This is a genomic window from Sphingomonas sp. (genome assembly GCF_013816785.1).
Classification (GTDB): domain Bacteria; phylum Pseudomonadota; class Alphaproteobacteria; order Sphingomonadales; family Sphingomonadaceae; genus Sphingomicrobium.
On record NZ_JACDDV010000005.1, the window covers coordinates 63034 to 76540 of the forward strand.

Annotated in this window: 11 protein-coding genes; all 11 read right to left on the reverse strand. The window is 66.0% G+C overall.

Features of this window, described 5'->3' with window-relative positions; all coding sequences use genetic code 11:
* Window positions 1-46 precede the first annotated feature (46 nt).
* The 11 genes from H0W65_RS02505 to murD all read right to left on the reverse strand — a co-directional run bounded on the left by H0W65_RS02505 (window position 47) and on the right by murD (window position 13504).
* Entirely contained in the window at window positions 47-1207 is a 1161-nt protein-coding gene (locus H0W65_RS02505; RefSeq protein WP_294003475.1) for a deoxyguanosinetriphosphate triphosphohydrolase, read from the reverse strand.
* Window positions 1204-2835, reverse strand: a complete 1632-nt coding sequence (locus H0W65_RS02510; RefSeq protein WP_294003477.1) for an SPOR domain-containing protein — start codon at window positions 2833-2835, stop codon at window positions 1204-1206. Before H0W65_RS02510 ends, H0W65_RS02505 begins: the two co-directional genes overlap by 4 nt.
* A gap of 105 nt (window positions 2836-2940) precedes the next feature.
* Window positions 2941-4299, reverse strand: coding sequence for a cell division protein FtsZ (gene ftsZ, locus H0W65_RS02515; protein ID WP_294003479.1), 1359 nt, complete (start codon window positions 4297-4299; stop codon window positions 2941-2943).
* A gap of 156 nt (window positions 4300-4455) precedes the next feature.
* The gene (gene ftsA, locus H0W65_RS02520) at window positions 4456-5712 is read right to left on the reverse strand and encodes a cell division protein FtsA (RefSeq protein WP_294003481.1); all 1257 of its coding nucleotides are present in this window, start codon (window positions 5710-5712) and stop codon (window positions 4456-4458) included.
* A gap of 11 nt (window positions 5713-5723) precedes the next feature.
* Window positions 5724-6608, reverse strand: a complete 885-nt coding sequence (locus H0W65_RS02525) for a cell division protein FtsQ/DivIB (RefSeq protein ID WP_294003483.1) — start codon at window positions 6606-6608, stop codon at window positions 5724-5726.
* Window positions 6605-7585: a D-alanine--D-alanine ligase gene (locus tag H0W65_RS02530; protein WP_294003485.1), complete on the reverse strand. Its 981-nt coding sequence runs from the start codon at window positions 7583-7585 to the stop codon at window positions 6605-6607. The genes H0W65_RS02525 and H0W65_RS02530 overlap by 4 nt, the downstream gene beginning before the upstream one ends.
* Window positions 7582-8451 carry a UDP-N-acetylmuramate dehydrogenase gene (murB, locus tag H0W65_RS02535; RefSeq protein WP_294003500.1) on the reverse strand — a complete coding sequence of 290 codons (870 nt, stop codon included), beginning with the start codon at window positions 8449-8451 and terminating at the stop codon, window positions 7582-7584. The genes H0W65_RS02530 and murB overlap by 4 nt, the downstream gene beginning before the upstream one ends.
* A 50-nt stretch (window positions 8452-8501) precedes the next feature.
* Window positions 8502-9971: a UDP-N-acetylmuramate--L-alanine ligase gene (murC, locus tag H0W65_RS02540; protein ID WP_294003487.1), complete on the reverse strand. Its 1470-nt coding sequence runs from the start codon at window positions 9969-9971 to the stop codon at window positions 8502-8504.
* Window positions 9968-11128 (reverse strand): undecaprenyldiphospho-muramoylpentapeptide beta-N-acetylglucosaminyltransferase, encoded by a 1161-nt coding sequence (gene murG / locus H0W65_RS02545; protein ID WP_294003488.1) that lies wholly within the window; start codon window positions 11126-11128, stop codon window positions 9968-9970. The genes murC and murG overlap by 4 nt, the downstream gene beginning before the upstream one ends.
* Window positions 11129-11135: 7 nt before the next feature.
* Entirely contained in the window at window positions 11136-12359 is a 1224-nt protein-coding gene (locus tag H0W65_RS02550) for an FtsW/RodA/SpoVE family cell cycle protein (protein ID WP_294003490.1), read from the reverse strand.
* Window positions 12356-13504: a UDP-N-acetylmuramoyl-L-alanine--D-glutamate ligase gene (gene murD / locus H0W65_RS02555; protein ID WP_294003502.1), complete on the reverse strand. Its 1149-nt coding sequence runs from the start codon at window positions 13502-13504 to the stop codon at window positions 12356-12358. Before murD ends, H0W65_RS02550 begins: the two co-directional genes overlap by 4 nt.
* Window positions 13505-13507: the final 3 nt, after the last annotated feature.

Below are 13507 nucleotides of genomic sequence, written 5' to 3' on the forward strand. Positions count from 1 at the left end.
GACCACGAGCCGCGCCTGCGGATCGCCCTTCCAAGGTCAACGGTAACTAGAAACGATCGGGCAGCCTGACCGGCCCGATCAGTTCCTCGTGCCTGGCAATCGCGAAGCGGTCGGTCATGCCGGCGATGAAGTCGCCGATCCCTCGCAGTCGTCCCGTTTCGTCTGCTCCGCGCTGCCAGCCATCAGGAAGGTGCCGAGGATTTTCGCGGTAGCATTGCGCGAGGTCGGCAACGATCCGTTGCGCCTCGAGCCGGATCGGAGTCAGCGCATCCGAATTGTACAGGTGCCGGTAAAGATGCCGCTTAAGCGCGCGCTCCTCGGTCTGGATTTCGTCCGAAAAGCCGGCGAGTTGGCGACCGGCCGCGCGAACCTCATCGAGGCTTGCCACCCCCGCCTCGGCGATCCGTCGGCGTGTTTCGGCCAGCACGTCGCCAACCATGCTGCCGATCCCGTCGCGGACCAGCGCCTTCAGCTTGCGCGTGCGGTCGAGCCCCGGATGGCGGCGCTCGATGTCGGCCCAATGGCGCGCGACGAACGGCAATATGAGCAACGCGTCCAAATCGAGAATACCCGCGCGCAGCCCGTCGTCGATGTCGTGATTGTCATAGGCGATATCGTCGGCGATGGCCGCAACTTGCGCTTCGAGGCTCGGCCAGCTTTCCAGTTCGAGGTCGAAGCCTGCATTGGCCTCGGCCAGCGCCCAGTTCGGCGCCATGGCCGGACCGTTATGCTTGGCCAATCCCTCGAGCGTCTCCCAAGTCAGGTTCAATCCATCGAACGTCGGGTAGGGATTCTCCAGCGCGGTCACCAGCCGCAGCGTATGGCCGTTGTGATCGAACCCGCCGGCATCGACCAGGCTGCCGTCGAGCGCATGTTCGCCGCCATGGCCGAACGGCGGGTGACCCAGGTCATGGGCCAGGCACAGCGCCTCCGTCAGGTCCTCGTTGAGGCCCAGCGCTCGGGCCATCGTCCGGCCGATCTGCGCGACCTCGATCGAATGGGTCAGGCGAACCCGGAAATGGTCGCCGTCGGGCGCGACGAACACCTGGGTCTTGTGGCGCAGGCGGCGGAAGGCGACCGAGTGGACGATGCGGTCGCGGTCGCGCTGGAAAGCGTCGCGCGGCCCGCGCGGCCCGCGATCGTCCTCGGCGAAGGCCCGGCCGCGCGATTGGGATGGCTGCGCGGCAAGGGCCCTGGGAAGCGTCATTTCGACGGAAGTTTCTCGATCCTGATCTGCGCCGGGGTGCGGGTCCAGCTAAAGCCGTCGACCCCCGACTTGGCAAGCTTGTTGACGAACGCCTGGGCGTCGTTCTTGCTGTCGAACGGCCCGACCAGCAGGCGGAAATAATCCTTGCCGCCGGTGACATAGCCAGGCCGCTTGAGTAGCGAACCCGCCTTGGCGCCGAGCTTGCCATATTCGATCGCCATCCGTTCCTGCTGCGACCCGCCGGCGAGCTGGACCCAGTTGGTCCCGCGAACCCCGAGCTTTTCGGCCTCTTCCCTGGCCTTCTTCTCAGCGGCGAGCTTCTCGTCGCGCTGCTTTTTCTCCGCCAGCTTCTTGGTCGCCGCTGCTTTATCGGCCTTGGTCGGCTTTGCATCGAGCGCCGGCGTGACCTTGGCCTCGATCCGCGGTTTGGGGGCGGGCGGCGGGGGCGGGGGCGCTTCGGCAATGGTCGCCAGCAATTTGTCGATCCCGCTCAGCCGTCCGTCCGGGCCAACCGGCGAAGCGTCGGAAATCGAAAAGGCCGGCTTGGCAAGCTCGGTCGCAGTAGCTGGAGCTGGAGCCGGAGCCTCCGCCGGAGCAAGCGCAGGGTCGATCGCCGTCAGCGCGGCGCTATTGGTCGCCGACGGCAAGCTAAAAGACGGTCGGGGCGCGGGCGCGGGTGAATTGGTGCTGGCGATGGAATTGACCGCGATCTTGACCGGCGCGGCGGGTTGAGCCAGCGCCGATCGCGGCGGAGAAGGCGAGGCAATCCGCGGTTGCCTCACGGTCGCTACCGGCGAGACTATCGTGGTGGCCTGCGCAACCCTTGTCGCCGCATCCCCCGGGAAAATGCCGAGATGCACCGCGGCGGCTTTGTCGGCGGCATTCAAATTTGGCAGACGGCGAAAAAATGGGTCGAAGCGCACAGCGGCGCCGGGCATGATCGCCTCGATCGCCTGGCTGGCGGCAATCCGATCCCCGCTCAACGCTAGGACAAACGCGCGGGTGCGTTGCGCGGCGGGATCGCGGCGGTCGAGCAGCGGCTGCAGCGTATCGAGCGCGCCCTTCTTGTTCTTGGCGATGGCCAGGCTGAGGGCCAGGCGGCGGCGCGCCTCGTCCTGGGACTTACCGATCATCGCCATTCGATAATCGGCCTGCGCCGAGCCAAAGTCGCCCATCAGATCGCGCGCCATGCCGCGGTCGAGCGCGACGCTTGATGCTGAGGCGCCGAGGCGGGTCGCCTGGTTGAAATAGGCGATGGCGCTTTGCGGGTCGTCCATTTGCACCATCGTCGAGGCGAGGCCCGCCTTGGCCGCGGGGGCGGTAGGCCAGACCTCCTCGGCCCTACCGAAGAAACCGATCGCCGCTTGAGTATCGCCGAGGTCGAGCGCGGCCTTTCCGGCGCCGATCAGCGCGCTGAAGTCACGCGGGCTGCCGGCGAGTATGCGGATGTAGTGACCCAGCGAGTCGGCAGGCGACAGCACGACGCCCGGCGCGAGAGCCGGCGGTGGCGGCGGCGCGGCGTCAATATATTGAGCTGCCGCCGGACTGGCGCTGGCGAGCAAGGGCAATAGCGACAGGCCGAGCATCAGGCGGCGGCTGTGCAGGGATTTGCGCATTGCGAAGCTCATGCCCAAGCGGAGCTTGCTCAAAGCTTGCTGAAAAGCGGGGCGCGGCAGAATGTGGCGCTGCGGCGACGAGCCGAGGCGTTGGGTGCCCCGGCCCGTCAGCCGGCCCTACTGGTTGTTCTGGCGGTTGAGGAAGCGCGGAATGTCGAGCGGTTCGCGGCGAATGCTCGGCGCCGGCTCATCATCGACCTTGGCCTGGGCTGCCCCGCGCGCGATGTTCGACATCCGCTCGAACAGCGTGCCGCTCTCGCGTGCTGCCGGGGGAGCTACGGCCTCCTCGTCGGCCGGCGGCGCAATCGGCGTGCCGGTCACCGGATCGGACAATATGTCGTCGCTCTCGAGCAGCAACTCGTCCCCAGCCAGGTCGTCGCTGGTTAGGTCGAGCGACGTGCCCTCGTCGGTTTCGGCGCTTTCCCGCGGCGTGGGCGCAGGCACCGGCGCCGTCGCGCGCGCCGCCGTCGGGAAAGTGAACACCTTGCCCGGCTGCGCCTGGGTTCCCATCTCCGCTTCAATTCCGGTGGCGACCACCGATACCCGGATCCGCCCTTCCATATTATTGTTGAACGCCGATCCCCAGATGATGTTGGCGTCGGGGTCGACCAGTTCTTTGATGTGGCTCGCGGCTTCGTCGACCTCCATCAGGCGCATGTCCTCGCCCCCGGTGATCGAGATGATCACGCCCTTGGCGCCCTTCATGCTGACCCCGTCGAGCAGCGGGTTGGAAATTGCCTTTTCGGCCGCCTCGATCGCGCGATTGTCGCCAGCCGCTTCGCCGGTTCCCATCATCGCCTTGCCCATCTCGCCCATCACCGAGCGGACGTCGGCGAAGTCGAGGTTGATGAGGCCGGGCATGACCATCAGGTCGGTGATGCCGCGCACGCCCTGCTGCAGAACCTCGTCGGCCATTTCGAACGCTTGTTTGAAGGTCGTTTCCGACGTCGCCAGGCGGAACAGATTCTGGTTGGGAATGACGATCAGCGTGTCGACATGCTTCTGCAATTCCTCGATGCCGGCGTCGGCCGATCGGCCGCGACGCGTGCCTTCGAAGGCGAACGGCTTGGTCACCACCCCGACAGTGAGGATACCGCGGTCGCGCGCGGCCTTGGCGATCACCGGGGCGGCGCCGGTCCCGGTGCCCCCGCCCATGCCGGCGGCGATGAAGCACATGTGAGCGCCCTCAAGCGCCTTTTCGATCTCGTCGAGCGTCTCTTCGGCGGCGGCGCGGCCGATCTCGGGACGCGAGCCGGCGCCGAGCCCCTGCGTGATTTTTAGCCCCAGCTGAATACGCCGATCGGCTTCGCTAGCATTGAGCGCCTGCGCGTCGGTGTTGGCGACCAGAAACTGCACGCCCTGGACGTCCGATTTGATCATGTTGGCGATCGCGTTGCCGCCGGCGCCGCCGACCCCGATGACACTGATCCGCGGGCGGAGCTCGTCGACTTCCGGCCGAATGAAATCAATGCTCATGGAAACCCCCTCCGCAGATGCAACGCGTTGAACCGTGGGCAGGAATCTTTGCACCATGTCGATTTGGTCCCCAAGTAAAAAATGGACCGGGACCCAAAAAAGTGAACATTTGATTCATTATGGCACAAGACTGAGTCTCAAACGCCACGTTAACGGTCAATATCCCTGGCGAAGCGCGCTCACCAACCGTCCGAAAAAACCCGTCGCGGGCTTACGCTCCTTGCCCGAACCCATCGCTAGATCGCGAATATCGCCCGACCCGCTGCCGGCCAGCATCGCGAGCCCGACCAGCGTCGAAAAGGCCGGGCCGCTGTGCGCCTCGGGCAGGCCGGTGATCGTCCGCGGCCGGCCGACGCGGACCGCTCGGCCGAGCACACCCTGCATATAGTCGGCGATGTTCTTCAATTCCGCCCCGCCCCCCGTCAACACGACCTGCCGCCCGACCGGCCCGGTAAAGCCGAGCCCCTTGAGCGCGGCCTCGATCTCGCCGGTGATCTCCTCGACCCGCTGGCGGATAACGGTGATCAGTTGAGCGTGGGTGATGCGCAACGGCTCGGCGCTGTCCTCGCCGCCGATCGGCGCCGCTTCTATCATCTCATGATTGTCGCGCGGGGACGTCATCGCCGATCCGAAGCGGCACTTCATCCGCTCCGCCTCGCGCCGCTGGACGCCGAAGGCGCAGGCGATATCGTCGGTAATGTCCTTGGCTCCAAGCGGGATCGAGCGCAGCCCGACCAGCATTCCGCCGGCATGCAGCGAGACATTGGTCACCTCAGCGCCCATTTCGACCAGCGCGACGCCGAGCTCGCGCTCCTCTTGCGTCAGGCAGGCCAGCGCGGCGGCGACCGGCGAGGCGACGATCGCCTTCACGCCGAGGTGCGCGGAGCGGATGACATAGTCGATGTTGCGCAACGGCGCCGGATCGGCCGCGACGACATGAATGTCGACCCCCAACCGGTCGGCATGCAGCCCGATCGGGTGGCTGACTCCTTCGACTCCGTCGATCGTGTAGAGCGCCGGATGGGCGTGGAGCACGACCTGACCGTTGCGGTCGACCGCAGCCTTCCCCTCGCGTAGCAGTTCGTTGATGTCCGACTGCTCGACCTGGTGCCCACCGAGCTCGACCTCGACATTGGCGACGTCGCTGACCAGTCCGCCGGCGGCAAAGCTGGCCCAGACGTCGTCGACCGTGACGCCCGACATGCGCTCGGCAATCTCGACCGCCTCACGCACCGCAACCTCACTCGATTCCATGTCGGTGACATAGCCGCGCTTGACCCCGCGACTCTCGCGCTGGCCGGTCCCGAGCACGCGCAGCCGCCCGTCGGCGTCGAGGGTGACGATCAGCGCGCTGACCTTGGATGAACCAATGTCGAGCGCGGCGATCAAGGGCTGGTCGGAAGGGGCGGCCATGAACGCTGGGTCTAACTTTCAGACGGGGCTTCGGGAATGATCGGCTCGCCCGGCTCACGGGGCAGGCGGACGATCATCTTGCCCGGTATGCGCAGGTCGAAGCGGAGCATGCCGCGGCCAAGCAGGCCCGACGATTTGTCGACCTTGGCGAATTTGGTCAGCGCGGCGGCGGCGGTGGCAGCGCCTTCGGGCAGCGCGATCGTCTCGCCCGACTGGAAGCTCAGATCCCAACGGCGCTGGCCAACCCAACTCGCCGAAGCAAGCTGCGCCTTCAAAGCCGGCACCTGGTCGAGCAGTCGTTCGAGCCGCACCGCCTGGCCGTTCGCGCCCTTCCCGATCAGCAGCGGCAGGTCGGGCATCTGGCTGACCGGCACCCGGTCGAGCACTACCCCTTCGGCGTCGATCAGCGACAGGCGCTGGTCATCCTGCCACAGCGCCGCCGGCTTGCGCTCGACCACATCGATGACCAGCGTATCGGGGAACCGCCGCGACACGCGCGCGTCCTTGATCCAGCCATAATCGAGCAGTCGCTGGCGGATCGCGGACACGTCGACCAGCGGCATCGCGGTGGTCTTCTGGTCAAGCGCGATGGCATAGACCGGCTTCGGGTCCATCCGCTTGAGCCCCTGGATATCGACACTTTTCACTCGAAAGCCGGCGTCGCCGACGGCCTCGCCCGCCGCCAGCCCGACCTTCGCAGGCACGTCGAGCGCTATCAGCGCCACGGCGGCAATGGCCAGCACGAACAGCCCGAAAGCCCAGGTCGCAAGGCGATTGGCCTCGGCCTGCTCAACTGGCAGCCTGGCGGCGAGCTTCTTGGGTACCGAGACGCGGGGCGCGGCCTTCTTGGGCCGGCCGCGGTTGGGTGCCCCCCGCCGGACGCGCGCCGCGCTCACCCGGTATTTTCCAAGGCTTCGGCTTTGTTGGTCGCACCGGCCAAGGCCTCAGCGATGATCCGCTCGACCAGCTCGCCGTAGCCGATGCCCCGGTGCCGCGCCTGTTCGGGCACCAGGCTGAGCGGCGTCATTCCGGGCTGGGTGTTGATTTCCAGCAAGTAGATGCCCGCCTCGCCCTGTTGATCGTCCCAGCGGAAGTCGGAACGCGATGCTCCCTTACACCCGAGCAGCCGGTGCGCGGCCAGCGCCGTTACCATCATCGCGTCGGCGATACCCGGCGGCACTTCGGCCGGGCAGACATGCTCGGTCAGCCCGTCGGTATATTTGGCGTCGAAATCGTAGAAGCCCGCTTTGGGCTTCAATTCGGTCACGCACAGCGCCTCATCGCCGAGCACCGCCACGGTCAGTTCGCGCCCGCGAATGAACGGTTCGGCCAGCAGCCGCTCGAAATGCATCCATGGCCCTTCGGCTTTAGCGCTGATCGGGTGGCCATAATTGCTCTCGTCGGTGACGATCGCGACCCCGACCGAACTGCCCTCGTTGACGGGCTTTAGCACAAAGGGGCGAGCCATCGGATCGCCTTCGTAGAGGCTGCTGCTGTCGACCATTTTGCCCTTGGGCATGCGAACGCCGTGCGGAACCAGCACTGCCTTGGTCAGCTCCTTGTCGATCGCGATCGCCGAGGTAGTCAGGCCCGAGTGAGTGTAGGGAATCCGCATCAGATCGAGCAGGCCCTGGATCGTGCCATCCTCGCCTGGCGTGCCATGCAGCGCGTTGAATACCACATCGGGATTCAGCTCCGCCAGCCGCGCCGCGACGGTGCGATCCATGTCGAGCGCCGTGACGTTGGTAAAGCCACGTTCCCTGAGCGCCGCAACAACGCCCTCGCCGCTCATCAACGACACCGGCCGCTCCGCCGACCAGCCGCCCATCAGCACGACGATATGCAAATTCCTGTCGAGCAGGCCCACGCTCATGCAACTCCGATCCGCTGGATTTCCCATTCGAGGGTGATGTTGGTTGCGTCCTGCACCCGGCGCCGCACTTCTTCGCCCAACTCCTCGATGTCGGACGAACTGGCGTTACCGAGGTTGAGCAGGAAATTGCAATGCTTCTCCGATACTTGTGCGTCCCCTACCCGAAGTCCTCGGCACCCGGCGGCATCGATCAGTGCCCAAGCCTTGTGGCCCTGCGGGTTTTTGAAGGTCGACCCGCCGGTGCGACTGCGGAGCGGCTGCGTCGCCTCCCGCGCGGCGGCAATGCGGTCCATCTCGGCGCCGATCGTCGCGGGATCGCCCGACTGACCGCGTAACACCGCTTCCACCACCACCGCACCCTCGGGCAATTCGGAATGGCGATACCTGTAGCCGAGCCGGTCGGCCGACCATTCCTCGACGCGCCCGTCCTTCAGCACCACAGTGCTGGAGACGAGAATGTCACGTACCTCGCGTCCGTAGGCCCCGCCATTCATCCGCACGAACCCGCCAACCGTGCCGGGAATGCCACGCAGGAATTCAAGCCCGGCGATGCCGTCATCCCTCGCAGTCGACGAGACGAGAATGCCGGAAGCGCCCCCGCCGCATCTAAGCGTCACCTCGTCGACCCGCGCAATCTTCGCGAACGGCTTACCTAGGCGAACCGTAACCCCCGGAACGCCGCCATCGCGGACGATCATGTTGCTTCCCAGGCCGAGCGCCATCACCGGCGTCCCAGCATCGAGCCCGTTGAGGAAAGCAACTAGGTCGTCGCGATCCGCCGGTTCGAACAACAGTTCCGCGCTACCGCCCGACTTGAACCATACGAGAGGGGCAAGGGGCGTCTCGGCTTTGAGCTGTCCGCGAATCTCCCCCTCCCGCCTGCGAGAGTAGGTCGGGGGGTGGGCTTGTACATTCGTCACAGCCCCTCCCCTGCGGCGCTTCGCGCCTCTTCCTCTCCCGCATGCGGGAGGGGAGTTTTTGCCGCTCGTACCCCGGCGATGCCGTCGGCCAGCCCCGCCGCCCACTTGGTGATATCTCCCGCTCCCATGCACAGCACCAAGTCGCCGTCTGCCGCGAGGTCGCGCAAATTCGCGGCGAGGTCGGCCGCGCTGTCGACCGTCTTGACCATGCGGTGGCCGTGCGCGCGAAGCCCCTCGGCCAGAGCGGTCGCGTCGACCCCCTCGATCGGCTCCTCCCCCGCGGCATAGACCGGCGCGACGAACACCACGTCGGCGTCGTTGAAGGCGTTCTGAAAATCTTCCATCAAATCGTGGAGCCGAGTGAAGCGGTGCGGTTGAACCACCGCGATCACCCGCTCCTCGGCGGCCTCGCGTGCGGCCGACAGCACCGCCCGGATTTCAACCGGATGGTGGGCATAATCGTCGATGATCACCGTGCCGCCAACCTCACCGACCCGCGTGAAGCGGCGCTTGACCCCGGTGAAGCGCGCGAAGCCATTAGCGATGGTCGCATCGTTCATCCCGAACTCGATTCCGACCGCGACCGCGGCAAGCGCGTTCAGCACATTGTGCCGCCCCGGCATCGGCACGAAAATCCCGCCGATCGTCCGGCGGCTGCCGTCGCGCTGAAGCGCGGTCGCGTCGAACCGCGTCCCGCCATTTTCGGGAACGATATTCTCGGCGCGCAGATCGGCCAGCGCCGACGTGCCATAGGTCACCACCCGCCGGTCGCGGATGCGGCTCAGCACGCTCTGCACCTCGGGATGGTCGACGCACATCACCGCGAGCCCGTAAAACGGCACATTTTCGACGAACTCGACGAACGCGTCCTTGACCTGGTCGAACCCGCCATAATGGTCGAGATGTTCGGGATCGATGTTGGTCACCACCGCGATCGTCCCGTCCAATCGCAAAAAACTGCCGTCGCTCTCGTCGGCTTCGACCACCATCCAGTCGGACTTACCCAGTCGCGCGTTCGATCCATAGGCGTTGATCACTCCGCCGTTGATCACCGTCGCGTCGATCCCCCCGGCATCGAGCATCGCCGCGACCATCGAGGTCGTCGTGGTCTTGCCGTGGGTGCCGGCGACCGCGATGGTCGATTGCATGCGCATCAGCTCGGCCAGCATTTCGGCGCGGCGGACCAGCGGCAGTCGTCGCTCGATCGCCGCCTCAATTTCGGCATTGCCACGCGGAATCGCAGTCGAGCAGACCACCACCCGGGCATCGCCCAGATTGTCGGCGCAATGCCCGATCGCGACTGGGATTCCGGCCTTGCGCAATCCTTCGACGGCATAGCCCTCGGCCTGGTCGCTACCCTGAACGCTATAGCCTAAATGATGCATCACCTCGGCGATGCCTGACATGCCGATGCCGCCGATGCCGACGAAGTGGATCGTCCCGATCTCGGTGCCCATCGCTTTCATGCCGGAGCGCCCGCGCCCATCGCGAACGCCGGCGTCCCGCCGTTGCCCGCCTTGCCAACCAAGATCGGCGCCACCCCGCCGGCAATCCGCTCGACCAGGTCGGCCAGGTCGCGCGTCGCGTGCGGGTGTCCGATCGACAGCGCTCGCTCCGCGGCATTAGCCAGTGCCTGCGCGTCGCCCGCGATCGCCTCGACCTGTGCCGCCAGCAGCTCCGACGTGAATTCGTCCTGGGGAATCATCCGGGCTCCACCGGCCTTGGCCATTTCGCGCGCGTTGGCGGTCTGGTGATCGTCGGTCGCGCTCGGCAGGGGCACCAGGATCGCCGGGCGGCCCGCGGCGGTCAACTCGGCGATGGTCGAGGCGCCGGCGCGGGCGATGACCAGATGCGCGTCGGCAACCCGGTCGGGCATGTCGGTGATATAGGTCAGCAGTTCCGCCGGAATGTTGAGCGCGGCATAACGTTCACGCACCGCTTCGATGTCCTCGGCGCGGCACTGCTGCACCACCTGCAACCGGTTGCGCAGCCTCTGCGACAGCATGCCCAGTCCGTCGGGAACCACCTGGCCGAGGATTGTCGCCCCCTGGCTGCCGCCGGTGACCAGTATTTTCAGGGGCGCGGTCTCATCATATTCGGGAAACGGCATCGTCCCCAGCCGCGCCACCTCGGCGCGCACCGGATTGCCGACCAGCGCCACCTTGCGCCGATAACCCGGCTTCAGCCGATCGACCTCATGGTAGGCAGTGGCGATCGCCGCCGCGTCCCCGGCGACCCACCGGTTGACCCGGCCGAGAACCGCATTCTGCTCGTGCAGGATGGTCGGGATATGCGCCGCGCTAGCCGCCAGCAGCGCCGGAAAAGCGGGATAGCCGCCGAACCCGATCACCGCATCGGGCCGGAACTCGCGATACAGGTCTTTGGCCTGCCGCCGCCCGGCAAGCACCGAACGCATCGCCTTGATCATCCCGATCGGCCCGCCCGCCAGCCGTCCGGCCGGCAGCAGATGCGTCGGCACACCGTCGAACAGGCCAGGAATCTTCGCCCCACGATCGTCGGTGATCAGCATCACGCCGTGCCCGCGCGCCTTCAGTTCGGCGGCGAGCGCGTGGGCCGGAACCATGTGCCCGCCGGTGCCGCCGGCGGCGAGGGTGATGTTCATGACGCGATCATGCCCCGATCTTCTCCCCGCCCCATTTCACGACATAGGGCGAGCGCGTCAGATAGGGATTTCGCCGTGTGAAGGCGAGCAGCAATCCCATGCCGATCGACAGCGCCAGCATCGACGAACCGCCATAGCTGATGAACGGCAGGGTCATTCCCTTCGATGGCGCGATCTGGACATTGACTGCCATGTTGATCAGCGCCTGCAACCCAAATTCGATTACCAGACCCGCCGCAGCCAGGATGGCGAAGCTCGATTCTTCGTCGAGCAATTTGACCAGCACCCGCGCGACAATCGCTAGATAGAGGCAAGCAATGGCGAGGCAGGCGATCAAACCGAATTCCTCGCCGATGACCGAGAAGATATAGTCGGTGTGCGGCTCGGGCAGCCCGAACTTGCGGGTGCCGCCGCCCGGCCCCATTCCGAACAGCCCGCCCGCGGTCAGCGTGCGCATCGCGTTCTCGACCTGGAAATTGTCGCCTTCGCCGAACAGGAAGCCGTTGATGCGGATCGTCGCCACATCGTAGAAGAAGTAAGCGAGCACGACGCCGATCGCGCCGGCCACCGCCAGCCCGCCGAGCACGCGCAGATTGACTCCGGCCAGCGCCAGCATTGCCACCCACACCGCGACGAAGATGATCGTCGATCCAAAATCGGGCTGGCGCATCAGCAGGATCGCGACCAGCCCGGTCAACACGCCCGACAGCGCGAACACCGGCAGCGAGCGGTCGGCCTCGCGCAGACTCAACAGCCACGCCATCGCTACGACGAAGAACGGCTTGAGGAATTCCGAGGGCTGGAACTGGGCGACGCCGAGGTTGAGCCAGCGCTTGGCTCCGTTCACTTCGGCGCCGAGCAGCGGCACCAGCCCCAGCGCAACGACGCACGCCAAGGCGCCGATCAGGGCCAAGCGCCGCAATTTTTCACGGCTCATCATTGAAATGCCGATCATCACCGGCAGCGACAGCGCGATCCATGCGATCTGGCGGTAGAAATAGTGGAGTTCGTCGAACCGCACCGATCCGCCCGAATAGCGCCGCGCAGCGGCCGGGCTGGCGGCGGCGACCGCGATCAGGCCGATCCCGATCAGCACCGCCAGCATCAGCACCAGCACCCGGTCGATTTCCCAGAACCAGCGCCCGGTCGCCGATCGGTCCGACCGCCCGTAGCGCGCCGGGTCGACCAGCGCCGCGCCGGCCTTGATCCGTCCGGTGATCGTCTGAGTCATAACGCCCTCACCATGTCACGAAACGCATCCCCGCGCGCCTCGAAATCCTTGAACTGGTCGAACGAAGCGCAGGCCGGCGAAAGCAGCACCGTCTCCCCGGATTGCGCATCGCTCGCCGCCGCCTTCACCGCCGCGTCGAGTGTCCCGCACTCTGCCACGGCCATGTGCGGCGACAAGAGCTTTGCGAACATTTCGCTAGCCTCGCCAATGGTATAGGCCTTGCGCACATGCCCGAAATGCGGCGCGCATTCGTCGAGATTGTCGGTCTTCGCCTGCCCGCCCAAAATCCATCGGATCGCGGGGAAGGCGGCCAGCGCGGGCGCGGTGGCGGTTGGGTTGGTTGCCTTGCTGTCGTTGACGAAGATGAGGCCTTCCTTCTCCGCGACGCGCTCCATCCGGTGGGGCAGGCCGGGGTAGGTTCGGAGGCCGCTCTCAATTTCGGAACTCGAAAGGCCTAACATTTCGCAGACGCCAATTGCGGCGCTGGCATTCTGGAGATTGTGCGGGCCTTGAAGCGCGGGGCCAAGATTGTTCCCCGGCGAAGGCCGGGGCCCAGGAGCGCCGGCAGGCGTTGCTAACGCAGCGCCCTGGACCCCGGCCTTCGCCGGGGAACAAGTTAAATCGATTGCGACCGACCGCTCAGCCTGCATCTGAAACAGCCTGCGTTTAGACACCACATAAGCCTCGAAATTCTCATACCGATCCAGATGGTCGGGCGTCACGTTCAGCAGCACCGCCACATCGCAATCGAGGCTTTGGGTCAGGTCTATCTGATAGCTCGACAGCTCGAGCACATAGACCCCGCCTTCGGGCAGCGGGTCCTGCGCCAGAATCGGCAGACCGATGTTGCCGCCCATCAGGCTCGGCACCCCCGCGGCCTGGAGGATATGGTGGACCAGCGCGGTGGTGGTCGACTTGCCGTTGGTGCCGGTGATCCCAACCACCTTGTGCGGCGGCAGCTCGGGCCGGGCGCGCGCGAACAGTTCGATATCGCCGATGATCTCCACCCCCGCCGCGCGAGCCCGGGAAGCGATCGGGTGACGATTGAGGGGAATGCCAGGTGAGACGACGATGGAGTCGAATTGAGAAAGGTCGGAGTCGAGAAAGTCGGAGATTTCAGTTCCCCGGCGCAGGCCGGGGTCCAGGGC

Bases quoted from the DNA above. Each gene is read 5' to 3' on its own strand.
- H0W65_RS02530 (WP_294003485.1), bottom strand. From the start codon at position 7,585: ATGAGCGTGGGCCTGCTCGACAGGAATTTGCATATCGTCGTGCTGATG.
- H0W65_RS02510 (WP_294003477.1), bottom strand. From the start codon at position 2,835: ATGAGCTTCGCAATGCGCAAATCCCTGCACAGCCGCCGCCTGATGCTC.
- murG (WP_294003488.1), bottom strand. From the start codon at position 11,128: ATGAACATCACCCTCGCCGCCGGCGGCACCGGCGGGCACATGGTTCCG.
- H0W65_RS02505 (WP_294003475.1), bottom strand. From the start codon at position 1,207: ATGACGCTTCCCAGGGCCCTTGCCGCGCAGCCATCCCAATCGCGCGGC.
- ftsZ (WP_294003479.1), bottom strand. From the start codon at position 4,299: ATGAGCATTGATTTCATTCGGCCGGAAGTCGACGAGCTCCGCCCGCGG.
- H0W65_RS02550 (WP_294003490.1), bottom strand. From the start codon at position 12,359: ATGACTCAGACGATCACCGGACGGATCAAGGCCGGCGCGGCGCTGGTC.
- murC (WP_294003487.1), bottom strand. From the start codon at position 9,971: ATGAAAGCGATGGGCACCGAGATCGGGACGATCCACTTCGTCGGCATC.
- ftsA (WP_294003481.1), bottom strand. From the start codon at position 5,712: ATGGCCGCCCCTTCCGACCAGCCCTTGATCGCCGCGCTCGACATTGGT.